Raw genomic sequence first — 14,011 nt, 5'->3', positions numbered from 1 at the left:
CAAAGAGAAGGCGGCCCCGCTGCCCGTGTCCCCCTCGCCGGTGGCGAGGGGGCAGCCTGCGATGCTCGAAGCTGGGGTGCGCCTCGGAACTCGCTGCGTTCTTCGAACTCCGCTCAAACATCTGCGGCGAGCCAGATCACGAAGCGTGTGTGTCCTTCGGCACACACGCCACCCCAGCTTCTGCGCTTCTCGGCACGGTCAGAAGGGGGTGGAAACGGGCCCCACACGGGCCATTGCTTCGCTCGGCCCAATCTGCCTCGCTGCGCTTGGCCTGGTCAGGGCCTCCGCGCCAGTGGCGTCGGCAGCGCGCAGCGCGTAACCGACACTCGGCGTAGCTGCGACAGCAGCAGCCGTCTTTGACCCCGCTCCCACCCCTTCTGGCTGCGCCGAGAAGCGCAGGGCCTGGGGTGGGTGCGTGTGCCGAAGGACACACGCACTTCGTGATCTGACTTGCCGCAGCTGTTTGAGCGCAGTTCGAAGAACGTAGCGAGTTCTGCGGCACCACCCTAGGACCGAGCATCGCAGGTTGCCCGCAGCGAAGCGGAGGGACGCAGACAGCGGGGCGCTGTTTCTTTGCCTACTTTCTTTTTGCGCAAAAAGAAAGTAGGTGCGCCGCCGGGCGCACATCCCGGCTCCCGCCCTTCACCAAGGCACACAGCAACCATCATGCCGATGGGCAAAAACCAGCCGCCCACCGTGCACGTCTTCTTCAGCAAGTCTTCAGCCCACCCTAAGCCTTTGCAAAGCAGGCCAGCCCTAAGCTTGATGCCGATCAACATCTTCCATCCCATCGCCCTCTTGGATGGGTGAACCCCACGGCATGCACCTTCGACAACACATTGCAGCGAAATGGACCTTGTGGCAGGCGATCTTTCGCGCCGGCATGCCGGGCGTGTTCGCACTGGCCTGGCTGGGCCTGCCTGCGCTGGTGCCCGAGGGCACTGCGGCGCCCATGCCTGCCTGGGCGCTGCGGCTGGCCACGGTGCTGCAGTCGGCATTGCTGCTGGCTTTGGCCGCCTGGGGCGGTGCGCGGCTGGCGCCGCGTGTGGGCCTGCAGGCACCCGTGGCCGCGGCCCTGGTGGCGGGGCAGCCGCTGTGGCCGGCCGCACGCCCGCTGTTGCTGCCGGGGTTGGCGGGAGGGGTGGCGGGCGCGGTTTTGCTTGCCGGGGCCGCGCAATGGGCGCCCGAGGCCCTCCTGCGCGCGCTGCCCGCGCGGCCCGAGCTGCCGCTGCTGGTGCGCGTGCTCTACGGCGGGGTGACCGAAGAGATCCTGTTGCGCTGGGGCGTGATGAGCGCACTGGCCTGGGCCGGCTGGCGCGTGCTGCAGCGCGGGCGTGGGGCTCTGCATGCCGGCACCGCCTGGCTGGCCATCGCGCTCAGCGCCTTGCTGTTCGCGGCCGGCCACCTGCCTGCGGCCCATGTGCTGTTTGGCGGGCTTACGGCGTCCGTGGTGGCCTACGTGGTGGCGGGCAATGCCGCCTTTGGACTGCTGGCGGGCTGGCTGTATTGGCGCCGGGGGCTGGAGGCGGCCGTGCTGGCGCACATGCTCGCCCATGTGTTCGCGCACGGGGCTGCCGCATTGGCGGCATAGTGGGTATTGGCTGGCCCTGGTTAGTGTTCTGTCCCGCAAATAGATGCCAAAAATAAAACCGATGGATTTCGCGCCAAGGCAAGGCGCAAACCGCAGCGATAGCCCGTGCTATCGCGAGGATTTGCAACGCAGCCATGGCGTGAAAGACACGGTTTTAGTACCACTTATTTGTGGGACAGCACACTGATATGGTCGCGCTCGTCAATGGGGCCACGGCGGTACGTGGGGTCAGTAGCACGGGGTGATGCGACACAAGTCTGCTGCTGCGACGATGGATCAGACTGATATCCGTGGGTTGGGTACCACCGTGCATCGATCCGTCATGGAAGCTGCCTCGCTCTAGCGGCGCAGGTTGCCCCTAAGGGTGCTGTAGATAGTGTGGGGGAGGGTTCTTCCTATCGTGATCGTGTCGCATCACCTCGTGCTACTGAATCCGATTCGTGCCGACCTATTGCGCCGCAGGCGCGTTCTCTACTTGCTTGGAGATGGCCCAGATGAACCCGGCCAGCTCTCGTGCCACTGCCACGCAAACCTTGTTGGCCTGCACGCCGCGGCCCGACAGTTGGGCGAATCGCCCACAAAGACGCACCTGGGCCTTCCACGCGTGGGTTCGGATGCCGGGCGGCAACGCCTTGCTGCGGTCGCGCAACTCGTTGCTCACGCGCGCTGGGAAACGGTAGTTCCACGCCGCTTCGGTCAGCAGGCGCCGCGCATGCGCGTTGCCGGTCTTCGTGATCGAGCCACGGCGCACGCTGTTGCCGCTGGAATGCTCCGAGGGCACGAGCCCCAGATAGCCCATGAGCTGGCGAGCTGTGGCGAAGCGGTTGATGTCGCCGATCTCGCAGACCAGGCCGATGGCGCTGACGATATCGATGCCGCGCAGGGCCCTCAGGGCAGCCACGACCGGCTCAAAGCGCCAGCCTTGAACCGCCTGCTGCAGCGCCACCGTCATCCGCTGTACGCGTTCCTGGGCCGCTTGAACCGCCAGTTGGTACTCCGTCAACGCGATCTGATCTGCCGGGTGGCCAAAGCGCTGGTCTGCGATCCAGCGCTGATGCATCTTGGTCCAGGACGTCTTGCCGGTATAGCGTCGGTCCTGGCGCAGCAAAAACGCCTTGAGCTGCTGGCGTACCTTCAGGCGCATATTGACGGCGTCTTCGCGCGCCCGCCAGAGATTGCGCATGGCTTCGTGGGCCTCGTCGGGCACCCAGATCGCCCGCAGCTCGCCCGCCCGGGATAGTTCGGCCAGCCGGGCGCAATCGCGCCGATCAGTCTTGATACGTTCGCCCGCTCGTCGCGGTATCAATGAGGGCGCGATGACCTCGCATTGATAACCACGCCGGCTCAGCTCGCGATGCAGCCCGTAGCCGGTCGGACCGGCTTCGTACACCACGCTCACATGCCGCGCTGGTCCGTACTTGCGCAGCGCCTTGAGCACCCCCTGCACGTCAGGCCCAAGGGTGCCCACGAAACGACTCGGCTCTCGCCCTGCCTCACATACGGCCACAGCAATACTGTCCTTGTGGGCATCCAAACCAACGAAGAAATTGATACTCTCGTCCATGGCTCGTCTCCATACGGTTTGCGGCTGGCTACGCTCGCCGCATGTGGCTCGGCACACTCTCTGAGTGCGCAATCCACGATACCGGAGATGGGCCTTCTTACCGAATCAAGCGACCATGATGTCTAGCCCCGGTACCCCGACCGCTCCAGCACCTGGGTGTACAGGCCGCGTGCTGCATCCTCGCCCTCCAGGCTGTCGGTGAGGGCGATGGTCCCGCCGTTCTTGAGCTGGGCCAGCAGCCGGTACCAGGCGATCTCGCGGCCCCTGTGCTCCGTGGTTTGCTCGTGCAGGAGCTCCAGGCGCTTGACCATGCCCGGCGGCACCTGGTGGCTGTGCAGCGGCAGGCCCAGGAAGCGGCGGCGCACGCGGATGCCGCGCTCGTCCAGGTTGGCGTGCAGGCTGGTGGTCAGGGTGAAAAGGCTGCTGGCGGACAGGGCCACGCCGAGCAGGCCGAACACCACGGCGAAGATGGCGGGGACCACCTCTTCGCGCTCCATGAGCTTGCCTATCGCCAGGGCCATGCCGAGAAAGAGCGCGCCGCCAGCGATGGCACCGATGTGCCGCTGCAGGTCACGCCCATAGGGCAGGTGCACGCGCACGCCACCGGGCATCTGGTGCAGCCACACGTTGCCGTACCTGCGGGGCAGGCCGGGCGCGTTCTCTCCGGCCTTGCCCTTGGCGTGGAGGCCCGGGCCGGGCAGGGGCGCTCGGTGCAGCCGCAGGGCGAAGAACAGCAGCCCCATGCCGATGGCGCCAAAGACCAGCGCAAATCCGGCATGCAGGGAGAGCAGGTCCCAGCGCAGCTCGCGGTCGATGGCGGCCTCGGTCGGGTTGGCCGGGTTGACCCAGATGCGCACGGGTTCGCCGCGTTGCAGGTACCCCACCAGCGTGCGCGCCATCTCGGCCTGGTGGCGGCCCACGTTGTCACCGCCGCGCGAGATGCCCACGCGCTGGCTGGTGTACTGCGCTTCCCCCACGGTGTAGCGGTAGGTGGCCGTGGCTTCGCGGCTGGGGTCGCCCCGGCTGCCTGGGCGCACCGTGAGATCGGCCGCCAGCAGAGTGGCCTCTGCCGGCTGCCAGCGCGACATGCGGGCCCACTCGCCGACCGGTGGCCAGACGCCGGTGAGCAGCAGCCAGAAGGCAAACGCCATGAAGGGCAGGCCGAACAGGCCCAGCCACCAGGCGGCGGCGCGGCGGTAGGGCAGGGGGAGGTTGTCGATGGCGAGGGCGGGCATGCGGGGGCGCAAGAAGAAAAAAAAAGCCCACGGCGGGGTGGGGCGCGCTGATTCTGCGGGGGATCGATTCTCCGGGCAATTTCATTGCCGGGTGTGTGTGTTCTTTGCCGCATGCAGCGGGCGCCGGCGGGGGAGGGCAACTTTGGGGCCGGCAGATGTGCGGGGCAGTGCTGCTGTGTCTGCTGCATGCCTGTGCTGGTGCGGGAGCCAGGTCTCGGCCCGGCCTGCGCGCCTGGCAAAGGCACGAAGCCACCAGAGACCAAAGACCAAAGAAAAGACCTAAGAACCAAACCCCGTAGTCCCCTCCACCACCCCATCATCAAACTGCAACACCCGCTCCGGCCAGCGCAAAGCCGCCAGCTTGAAGTCATGCCCCACCGCCTTGCCCGCCTTGCGCTCGGTCCAGCGCCCGCCCACGGAAAAGTCCACACAGAACACATTGCCCCGCTTGCCATGCCAGGCCAGCGGGTGCGTGTTGGCAAACAGGTCGGCATCGCCCTTGCCCACCACGCTGCGGTCGATGGGGCGCAGGCGGCGCCAGTAGTGGCCCACCACCACGGGCACCTCGTCGGTGTAGGCGTCCCACCAGGCCTGGCGCTGCGTGAAACGCCAGCGACCGCCCGCAAAGAAGGGCTCGCGCCCGGTGCTCTCCACGCCGGTGGTCAGCACCTTCAAGGGGTTGAGCATCTGCTTGTTGGCCTCGTGCTCGGCATGCGCATGCAGAAACGGCGGCTGGTGCAGGTTGTTCTCCAGGCCATGCAGCCACTGCTCCAGCTCGCGGGCCATGCGCTGCTCCAGCGCACTGGCACGGGCCTGCGCGGTCGCGGCCTCTTCCCACTGGTCGTACTCGCGCCGCACGGATCCCAGGGGCAACTGGCGCGCGGCGGCGATCTGCTCGTCCTGCCAGGCGGCATGCACCACGCGCAGGTCATCGCGCTCCAGTGCGATGGGCAACTGCGACAGAAACTCCACGATGGAGCGGCGCTGCGCCGGCGTGGGCCGCGCCGAGGGGGCGTACTTGTCGTGGTCGCGCACCATGCGCGCGTCAAAGAACCAGCCCGAGCCGTCCTTGGCATCCTCGCGCAGCAGGTTGATTTCGTGGTTGCCCAGCACTGCCACCGCCCGGCCCGCCTGCACCAGGCGCTGCGCCAGGCCCAGCACGGCCGGGCTGTCCGGCCCGCGGTCGCAGAAATCGCCCACGAAGACCAGCGTGCGGCCCTCGGCATGCCGCCCTTCGGAGCCATAGCCCAGGTGGCCGAGCAGTTGCACCAGCGCCTCGTACTCGCCATGGATGTCGCCCACGATGTCGAGCGGGCCGTCGGGCAGGGGTTGGATCAGGCTCATGGGCGTAGCGCGCTCCTTCGTTCTTGCTTGTCGGGTATTGTCGTAGCCGGTCTGTCTGTCTGTCATGCGTCTGTCGCAATCCTGCCAGCATACCCGCCCCGGCCACCCCGGCCTTTCCCCCAGGGGCCGCGCCTCCATAATCCACCCCCATGCCCCTGGACCACTGGATCGACCAAGCCCTGTACCTCGCCTACCGCTGGGCCGACTACGCGTTGCTGAACCTCATGGACGACCCCGCGCTGCTGGCGCTGGTGTTCTGCTGACATGGCCTTGCCACATTCCAGCGCCAAGGTCCATCCCCATGCTCACTGACATCCTGATTGCATCACCCGGCGACGCGCCCGGCATCCTGTCCGCAGCCCACGGCGTTGAGCGGCCCCGCCTGCAGTTCAATGCGTTGGACAACATGGCGCTGGCCGGTCTGTGGGCCGCGCTGGGAGCCAGCGCCGCGGAGGCCCGGGAGCTTGAAGGCGAAAAACACCTGCTTGCCCACACAGAGGGCGAATGGGTCTTCGAGCTGCCGCCAGACTTTGTGCGCCGGCTGGCCGCATTGCCGGCGCAAGGCATTGCGGGCATCGCCACCGCCTGGGCCGCGCACGAAGAGATCGCGCAGATAGGCGCCAGCGGCCCCGACCTCGAACCGATCGTGGACGCGCTGCGTGGCTTCGCGCAGCAGGCCATCCAGGCGCACAAGGGCCTGCTGCTCTCGATGTCGCTGTAGGTGCCCCGGGGCGGCCTTTGACCCTAGCAGTCCACCACCAGCCGTTGTGTCAGCGCCCGCGAGCAGCAGGGCAGGAACTGGTCGTTGCGCTGCTGCTCCTCAGGCGACAAGTACATGTCGCGGTGGTCCGGCAGGCCCGACACCACGCCCATGAGGCAGGTGCCGCACACACCCTGCTCGCACGAGGTGGGCACTACCACCCCGGCAGCACCCAGGGCCTCTGTGGCGCTGCAGCCCGCGGGCACGTTCACCACGCGGCCTGAGCGCGCCAGCACCAGTTCGAAGGCGGCATCGCCATCGGCGCGCACCACCTGCGGTGCCGCAAACAGCTCCACATGCATGCGCTCGGGTGCCCAGCCCTGTGCGGCGGCCGTCGACTGCACGGCCTGCACCAGGCGCGCAGGTCCGCAGGCATACACATGGGTGCCTTGCGGCGCCTGGGCCAGCAGCGCGCCGATGTCCATGCGCGCCGGCGCATCGCCCGCGCTGCAGTACAGCCGCGAGCGCTGTGCCAGCCCCGGCACCGCCAGCGCCCCGAGCAGCGCCGCGCGGTCGCGCTCCTGCACGGCATAGTGCAGCGCAAAGTTGCCAGCCCCGGCCTGCACGAGTTGCTGTGCCATGCTGAGGATGGGCGTGATGCCGATGCCCCCGGCCAGCAGCAGGTGGTGGCTGGCGGCCTGGTCCAGTGCGAACAGGTTGCGCGGGCGGCCGATGCGAAGCACATCGCCCTCGGCCACGGCATCGTGCAGGGCAGCAGAGCCGCCGCGCGAGGCGGGCTCGCGCAGCACGCACAGCAGGTAGCGCCAGCGCTCGTGCGGCGCGCTGCAGATCGAATAGGGCCGCACGATGGCGCCGGGCAGGTGCACGTCGATGTGCGCGCCTGCACGAAAGGCCGGCAGCGCCGCCCCCTCGGGGTGCACCAGTTCGAAGGCCTCGATGCCGCGCGCCTCGGGCCAGCGGCGCGCCACCCGCACGGCCAGCGTGTCCGTCATCATCACCATCTCGGCAGCCAGGTTCATGCCTGCTCGACGATGTAGTTGCCGGCGTCGAAGACCACAGGGGGCTCATTCGGGTCAAAACTGACGCCCGCCGGGTCCTCGCCGCGCTGCACCTTGTCCACCTGCTGCTGCAGCAGGCGGCGCAGCATGACGATGCCGCGGTCCGTGGTGGCCAGGTGCTCCTCGGAATGGTGGGCGATGGCGCCCTGGCTCACCATGGCCTCGTAGTCGCCGGGCATGGCGCGGTGCTCCTCCTCGGTCAGCTCCTCCCACAGCTTGCCGTTCATGCGCGAACGCATGCGCGCCAGCTCGCCCACCTCGCTCACGCGGCCCACCACGTAGATGCGGAAGTGGTGGTCGTCGATGGGCAGCACCCAGCCCAGCGATTCCACGCGCCCGTAGCGGCCCACGCGGGGGCTCGGTATCACGCGCAGCGTGGGCAGGCCGGCCTGGCTGATGCGGCGAAACACCTTGCCATCGGGCAGCGTGCGGATGGATGTGGTGCGCACGCCCAGGGGCACGGTGTCCCAGGTCACCTGGGGCATCTCGGCCATCTGCGCGACGAACTGCGTGCCGCTGAAGGTCGAGTGCAGCACCACCACGTGGAAGGGGTCCACCAGGTTCTCATAGTGCTGCAGCCAGTTGCAAGGCACCACGGCCGGGCCGCCGCCGCCGATGCTGGCGTCGTTGGCCTCCAGCAGCTCGCCCGCGTCCAGCCGCTCCAGCGCGTCGTAGCGCGGCAGCACGGGCTTCTTGTCGGCCGGGCCCAGGTAGGCCCAGATGAGGCCGTACTGCTCCTGCACGGGGTACCAGGGCTGGCGCACCTTGCCGCGCGCACGGCCCAGCTCGGGCTCGCAGGGCTGCTCCACGCAATGGCCTTCCACGTCAAAGAGCCAGCCGTGGTAGCAGCAGCGGATGCCGCGCTCCTCCACCTTGCCGTAGTAGAGCGAAGTGCCCCGGTGCGCGCAGTGCGGGTACACCAGGCCGGGCCGGCCGCTCTTGTCGCGGAACAGGATCAGGTCTTCCCCCAGCACGCGCACCTGGCGCGGCGTGTCGGTGGCGTCTGCCGCCAGGCCGATGGGGTGCCAGTAGCGGCGCAGCAGCTCGCCCATGGGCGTGCCCGCGCCCACCTGGGCCAGCGTGAGCTTGGAGGTCGGCGCGGGCAGGCCGTAGGCCGTGCCGGTGTCGACGGCGATGGGGATCACCTTGTGTGGTGCGGTGCCGGGGGTCATGCAATGGGGTCCTTGTTGTCTGAAGTCAGTCGAGGGTCACGCCCGCCGCTTTGATGAGTTCTGCTACCCGCGGGTAGTCGGCTGCGTAGCTCGCCTTGAACTGCGCCGCCGTGTTGCCCAGGGGCTCGAAGCCAAAGCTCGCCAGCTTCTCGCGCACCTCGGGCATCTTCGTGATCTCGCGCAGCGCCTCGTTCCACTTCTGCAGCACGGGGGCCGGCGTCTTGGCGGGCGCGTACACGCCGATCCAGCTGTCCAGGTCGAAGCCGGCGAAGCCCTGCTCCGCAAAGGTCTTCACATCGGGCAGGGCCGACACGCGGGCGCTGGATGCAATGCCCAGCACCTTCATGCGCCCGCCCTGTACCTGGGCCCGTGCCGTGGCCGGGTTGGCCCAGGCAAAGTCGAGCTGGCCGCCGAACAGGTCGTTGTGCGCCGCAGCCTCGGCCTTGTAGGGCACGTGGATCAGCGCCACGCCTGTCTGGCGCTTGAGCAGCTCGCCCATCAGGTGCGCGGCCGAGCCATTGCCCCAGGTGCCGTAGGTCAGGTTCTTCTTCTGCCTGGCGAAGGCCACGAACTCCTGCAGGTTGCTGTAGGGCGCATCGGCGCGCGCCACCAGCATGGGCCCGCCCAGCGCCAGCTGCGAGATGGGCTCGAAGTCCTTCACCGGGTCGTAGGGCAGCTTGGGCTGCAGGATGGCGTTGTTGATGTGCGTGAGCGGCAGCGTCACCATCACCGTGTGCCCATCCGGCGCAGCCTTGGCCACCGCATCGGCGGCGATGATGCCGCTGGCACCGGGCTTGGCATCGACGATGATGCTCTGCCCCCAGCGCTGCTGCAGCCGGTCGGCATAGACCCGCGCAATCGCATCGATGGGCCCGCCCGCCGTGCCGAAGGGCACGATGCGGATCACGCGCGAGGGGAAGGCCGTGCCCGCCTGCGGCTGCTGCGCCCATGCCGCCCCACCGGGCAGCGCCAGGGCCGCGCCCAAGGCCAGCATGGTTCTTCTGCGCACGCGCAGTCCTGCATTCTTGGTCATCTCTTGTCTCCGTTGTTTATCGTTGGGTGCCGTTACGATAGGAGACAAGCTGATATGGATCAATTCAAACGTTTGGATAGCTGATATGGGCCAGCCTGATATCCGGGGCCTGGACCTGCCCATGCTGCGCACCTTCGATGCGCTGCTGCGCGAGGGCAGTGTCTCGCGCGCCGCGTCGCGCCTGTTCCTGAGCCAGCCGGCGGTGAGCGCCTCGCTCAAGCGCCTGCGCGAGGTCTTTGGCGACCCGCTGTTCACCCGCACCAGCCACGGCATCGTGCCCACGCCGCGCGCGCTGGCCCTGGCGCCGCGCGTGGAGGCCGTGCTGAGCGAGATGCACAAGCTCATGAGCCTGGAGCAGGCGTTTGACCCCGCCACCTCCGACCGCATCCTGCGCATCACCGGCAGCGACCACACCTGCCGCGTGATGCTGCCGCTGCTGTGCGCCGAGCTCACGCGGCTGGGCTCGCGCATGCGCCTGTCCTGGGAGCTGGCCGATTACGGCCGCCTCACCGAGCGCCTGCGCCGGGGCGATGTGGACGTGGGCCTGCACCCGCGCCTGTCGCCCGCCAGCGGGGTCGAGTCCACGCTGCTCTACGGCGACAGCTACGTCGCCGTGGCGCGCCATGGCCACCCGGCCCTGGAGACACAGCCCATCTCGCTCGACGCCTTCTGCAACGCTCCCCATGTGGTGCTGGGGCAGACGCGATCGGTGCTCGACGACACCGTGGACCAGGCCCTGGCCAGGAAAGGCCGCCAGCGCCTGGTGCAGGCCGCCGTGTCCACCTTCAGCCAGATGGTGGAGCTGATGTGCGGCGATGCGCACAGCGCGCTCATCGCCGTCTTCCCGCGGCGCGTGGCCCAGCACTATGCGGCCCAGCTGGCCAGCGCCGCCCTGCCCGTGGAGCTGCCCGACTACCGCCTCTACGTCTGCTGGGCCGAGCGTTCGAACGCCGACCCGGCCGTGCTCTGGCTCAGGGACGAGATCCTGCGGCACGGTCGGGCCATGGCCTGATACGGATTTGCCTTTGACCGTATAGCGTCGTTGGTTCGCCTTGCCGTGCTGCAGCACTGTCTGCGGCTCCCGCCTGGCTATGCGATCAAATGCAAGTCCGTATGAGCCCTAACCGCCCGCCCCCTGCACCCAACTGCGTGGCGCCTGCCCCACCACCTGCGTGAAGGCGCGCGAGAACGATGAGGCGCTGGCGTAGCCCAGCTGCTCGGCCGCGGCCTTGACCGGGGTGCCCTGGCGCAGCAAGGTCTGCGCAATCGCCATGCGCCACTGGGCCAGGTAGTCGGCCGGCGGCTGGCCCACGTGGGTGCGAAAGGCCGCGGCAAACGCGCTGCGCGACATGCCGGCCTGCGCGGCCATGGTGTCCAGCGTCCAGTCGGCCTCGGGCCGCTCGTGCAGGGCCACCAGGGTGCGGGCCAGGCGCGGCTCGGCCAGGCCGGTGAGCAGGCCGGCGGGCAGTTCGGTCTCGCCCGTGTGGTCCAGCAGCCAGCGCAGGAGCTGGATCACCAGCACCTCGAACAGGCGGTCGGCCAGCAGGCGCTGGCCGCAGCGCAGGCGCTCGGTCTCGGCAAACAGCAGGGCCAGCGTGTGGTCGAGCCCCTGCACCTCGCGCAGCGGCAGGGCCAACAGGGGCGGCAGCGCGCGCACCAGCGGGTGGCTGTCGCCGCCATCGAAGTCCAGCGTGGCGCAGACGAAGTCGGCCCCATCCACCGGTGCGTTGTGGAAGTCGTGCGCCAGCGGCCGGGGGTAGAACAGCAGCGTGGGCTCGTTCACCTGCAGCCGGCGCTTGACGCCGCGCGTGCGGTGCGTCACTTCCATCTCGCCGCTGCGCAGCACATGCAGAAAGCCCCGCCCGGGCTGCGCCGCGAAGTGCGTCACCCCGCACAGCGGCCCGGCATGGAACAGGTGCGCGCGCAGGCGAAAGCGCTCGAGCAGCGCAGACAGGCGGTCAATGGCTTGCGGCGGTGGCGAAGCGGGTGCATCCATGGGTGATGAGCAGTTCAGGACGAAATGGCATGTTTTAAAGAAATAACGCGCCATATTTTACTGAAATGCAGCAGAAACTTGATCCCACGGTTTCTGCAGCGGCAACAGGCCCATGCAGACGCCGAGACAAGCCTCCATCGACACCACACAAGGAAAGTAGCCTGCCATGCGACACACCTTCTCCCGCAGCGCCACCGCCCTGGCACTGGCCGCCCTGGCCTGCAGCGCCAGCGCCCACGACGCGCACCACAAGGCCGGCGCCAAGGATGCCCAGCACACCGGCGGCATCCGCACCGCGCCGGCCCCCAAGGTCAAGCCCGCCTTCGACATCTTCCACACCCGCATCAGCACCGAGGGCAACACCGCTGTCTTCCACGTCGCGGTCTCGGGCAAGGCGGGCGCCACCAAGCCCGCCCAATCGGGCAAGCTGGCCGGCAGCGCGGTGTTCTCGTATGTCTGGCCGACCACGCTGGACCCGTCCACCGTGGGCTTCGAGCCCAAGGCCGGCATCCTGGCCTTTGCCGTGACCTCGCACCCCGACTTCGACGACACGCCGCTGTTTGACGAGAACGGCGACGGCAACCCCGCCAACGATGGCGATGTCTGGCACTCGCACTGGGTGGTGCTGCAGCCCGACAACGCCTGCGGCAAGGGCAATCTCAAGGTGGTGGACATCCCCGAGGGCGCCAAGCCGAAATTGCCCAAGACCTGGCCCGGCCTGCCCATCCTGATCGACAGCCCCGGCTGGCACCCCAACTTCAGCGGCCAGACGCTGGAGGTGAAGGTGCCCTTCGACGACATCGGCGCCGTGCAGGCCGCGTCGTTCGACGGCGTGGCCGCCGTGCTGCGCGTGAACGCCAGCGTGCATGCGCCGCTGCTGTGCGTGCCCGACGTGATGAAGGTCGCTTCCGGCGACCTGTCACTCCCCGGAAAAGTGAACCGCTGATTTCCCATCCCGTACCTGTACCCACCTCAACCAAGGAACCATCACCATGAACCGCATCCCCCTGATCGACCGCGCATCCGCCCCCGCCAGCGTCGCCGGCACGCTTGACGCCATCCACGGCGCCTTTGGCACCACGCCCAACATGTTCCGCACGGTGGCCCAGTCGCCCGCCGCGCTGAACGCCATGTGGGGCTTCTTCGGTGCCCTCGGCAACGGCAGCATCGACGCCCCACTGGGCGAGAAGATTGCCGTGGCGGTCGCCAACCGCAACGACTGCCACTACTGCCTGGCCGCCCACACGGCCCTGGGCCGCAAGGCCGGCGCCAGCGCCGCCGAGATGGGCGCCGCGCAGACCGGCCAGTCCGACGACCCGCGCACCGCCGCCGCCCTGGCCTTTGCCCTGAAGCTCGTCGAGGCACGCGGCCAGGTGGCCGAGGCCGATGTGCAGGCCCTGCGCAACGCCGGCTTCAGCGACGGCCAGGTGGTCGAGATCGTCGCCCACGTGGCGCTGAACCTGTTCACCAACTACGTGAACGTGGCGTTCGCGGTGCCGGTGGACTTCCCCTCCGTCGCGTTGGCCAAGCGCTGAGGAGGCCGCCATGGACTACTACTACGCACCTGAGCTGGAGATCGCGCAATGGCTCAACACCGATGCGCCGGTCACGCTGCAAGGTCTGCGCGGCAAGGTGGTGGTGGTCCACGCCTTCCAGATGCTCTGCCCCGGCTGCGTGGCCTATGGCCTGCCGCAGGCTGCGGCCATGCACGCTCTGTTCGACCCGCGCGACGTGGCCGTGCTGGGGCTGCACTCGGTGTTCGAGCACCATGCGGTGATGACGCCGCAGGCGCTCAAGGCCTTTGTGCACGAGTACCGGCTGGGCTTTCCGATCGGCATCGACATGCCGGGCACGGAGGGGTCGATCCCGCGCACCATGCAGGCCTATGGGCTGCGCGGCACGCCCAGCTTGTTGTTGATCGACAGGATGGGGCGGCTGCGGGTGAACCATTTTGGGCGCATCGACGATATGCGGGTGGGGGCGCTGGTGGCACAACTGGTGGCCGAGCCTGGCGCAGAGGCTTGGCCCGCGGAATCGTCGGCCAGCGCTGCGGTGGCCGCCGGCGGGGCCCGTTCAGCGGGCGTGGTGTGCGATGCCGATGCCTGCAGGGTCTCCTGAGGCCGGTGGTTGCTTTCGTTGGCCGTGGTTGCTGTGTGCCTTGGTTGAGTGCGGGAGCCGGGATGTGCGCCCGGCGGCGCAGTAACTTTCTCTTGGGCCGTGTATAGACCGGGGACATGGTGAACAGGTGTGCGAGGACATGGTGAACACTTTGGGCGAACTTTCGCCGGAGGTCCCCA

13 protein-coding genes are annotated in these 14,011 nt (G+C 68.5%); 6 read left to right on the top strand and 7 right to left on the bottom strand.

What is annotated here, in order from left to right; translation table 11 throughout:
• The first annotated feature begins 820 nt into the window (after window positions 1-820).
• Window positions 821-1,591 (top strand): CPBP family intramembrane glutamic endopeptidase, encoded by a 771-nt coding sequence (locus HNP48_RS34995; RefSeq protein ID WP_184866284.1) that lies wholly within the window; start codon window positions 821-823, stop codon window positions 1,589-1,591.
• A gap of 448 nt (window positions 1,592-2,039) precedes the next feature.
• Here the strand turns inward: HNP48_RS34995 and HNP48_RS34990 are convergent, their stop codons facing one another.
• The 3 genes from HNP48_RS34990 to HNP48_RS34980 all read right to left on the bottom strand — a co-directional run bounded on the left by HNP48_RS34990 (window position 2,040) and on the right by HNP48_RS34980 (window position 5,734).
• Window positions 2,040-3,155 (bottom strand): IS110 family transposase, encoded by a 1,116-nt coding sequence (locus tag HNP48_RS34990; protein WP_184866282.1) that lies wholly within the window; start codon window positions 3,153-3,155, stop codon window positions 2,040-2,042.
• A 122-nt stretch (window positions 3,156-3,277) separates the two neighbouring features.
• Window positions 3,278-4,390, bottom strand: a complete 1,113-nt coding sequence (locus HNP48_RS34985) for a DUF3592 domain-containing protein (protein WP_184866280.1) — start codon at window positions 4,388-4,390, stop codon at window positions 3,278-3,280.
• A gap of 279 nt (window positions 4,391-4,669) precedes the next feature.
• Complete coding sequence (locus tag HNP48_RS34980) at window positions 4,670-5,734, bottom strand: metallophosphoesterase (protein ID WP_184866278.1); 1,065 nt, start codon at window positions 5,732-5,734, stop codon at window positions 4,670-4,672.
• Window positions 5,735-6,035: 301 nt separating this feature from the next.
• Here HNP48_RS34980 and HNP48_RS34975 point away from each other — a divergent pair, with 301 nt between their 5' ends.
• Entirely contained in the window at window positions 6,036-6,455 is a 420-nt protein-coding gene (locus tag HNP48_RS34975; protein ID WP_184866276.1) for a hypothetical protein, read from the top strand.
• A 23-nt stretch (window positions 6,456-6,478) separates the two neighbouring features.
• Here the strand turns inward: HNP48_RS34975 and HNP48_RS34970 are convergent, their stop codons facing one another.
• The 3 genes from HNP48_RS34970 to HNP48_RS34960 are packed head-to-tail and all read right to left on the bottom strand — an operon-like array spanning window position 6,479 to window position 9,718.
• Window positions 6,479-7,474, bottom strand: a complete 996-nt coding sequence (locus HNP48_RS34970; RefSeq protein ID WP_409362599.1) for a PDR/VanB family oxidoreductase — start codon at window positions 7,472-7,474, stop codon at window positions 6,479-6,481.
• Entirely contained in the window at window positions 7,471-8,685 is a 1,215-nt protein-coding gene (locus HNP48_RS34965) for an aromatic ring-hydroxylating dioxygenase subunit alpha (RefSeq protein WP_184866274.1), read from the bottom strand. The genes HNP48_RS34970 and HNP48_RS34965 overlap by 4 nt, the downstream gene beginning before the upstream one ends.
• A gap of 25 nt (window positions 8,686-8,710) precedes the next feature.
• Window positions 8,711-9,718, bottom strand: a complete 1,008-nt coding sequence (locus HNP48_RS34960; protein ID WP_184866272.1) for a tripartite tricarboxylate transporter substrate binding protein — start codon at window positions 9,716-9,718, stop codon at window positions 8,711-8,713.
• An 85-nt stretch (window positions 9,719-9,803) separates the two neighbouring features.
• Between HNP48_RS34960 and HNP48_RS34955 the strand changes: the two genes are divergently transcribed.
• On the top strand, window positions 9,804-10,730 hold the full coding sequence (locus HNP48_RS34955) for a LysR family transcriptional regulator (RefSeq protein WP_184866270.1): 927 nt from the start codon (window positions 9,804-9,806) through the stop codon (window positions 10,728-10,730).
• Between the two features lie 108 nt (window positions 10,731-10,838).
• On the opposite strand, the gene HNP48_RS34950 is transcribed toward HNP48_RS34955, so the two are convergent.
• On the bottom strand, window positions 10,839-11,714 hold the full coding sequence (locus HNP48_RS34950) for an AraC family transcriptional regulator (protein ID WP_184866268.1): 876 nt from the start codon (window positions 11,712-11,714) through the stop codon (window positions 10,839-10,841).
• A 166-nt stretch (window positions 11,715-11,880) separates the two neighbouring features.
• On the opposite strand from HNP48_RS34950, the gene HNP48_RS34945 reads away from it, so the two are divergent.
• The 3 genes from HNP48_RS34945 to HNP48_RS34935 are packed head-to-tail and all read left to right on the top strand — an operon-like array spanning window position 11,881 to window position 13,832.
• Complete coding sequence (locus HNP48_RS34945) at window positions 11,881-12,660, top strand: hypothetical protein (RefSeq protein WP_184866266.1); 780 nt, start codon at window positions 11,881-11,883, stop codon at window positions 12,658-12,660.
• Window positions 12,661-12,706: 46 nt separating this feature from the next.
• Window positions 12,707-13,249: a carboxymuconolactone decarboxylase family protein gene (locus tag HNP48_RS34940; protein WP_184866264.1), complete on the top strand. Its 543-nt coding sequence runs from the start codon at window positions 12,707-12,709 to the stop codon at window positions 13,247-13,249.
• Window positions 13,250-13,259: 10 nt separating this feature from the next.
• Window positions 13,260-13,832, top strand: coding sequence for a peroxiredoxin (locus tag HNP48_RS34935; protein ID WP_184866262.1), 573 nt, complete (start codon window positions 13,260-13,262; stop codon window positions 13,830-13,832).
• Window positions 13,833-14,011: the final 179 nt, after the last annotated feature.

It is taken from the genome of Acidovorax soli, assembly GCF_014207955.1.
GTDB classification, from domain to species: Bacteria; Pseudomonadota; Gammaproteobacteria; order Burkholderiales; family Burkholderiaceae_C; genus Acidovorax; species Acidovorax soli_A.
Note: the sequence above shows the minus strand (reverse complement) of the source record. Positions and strands in the feature narration are given on the sequence as shown.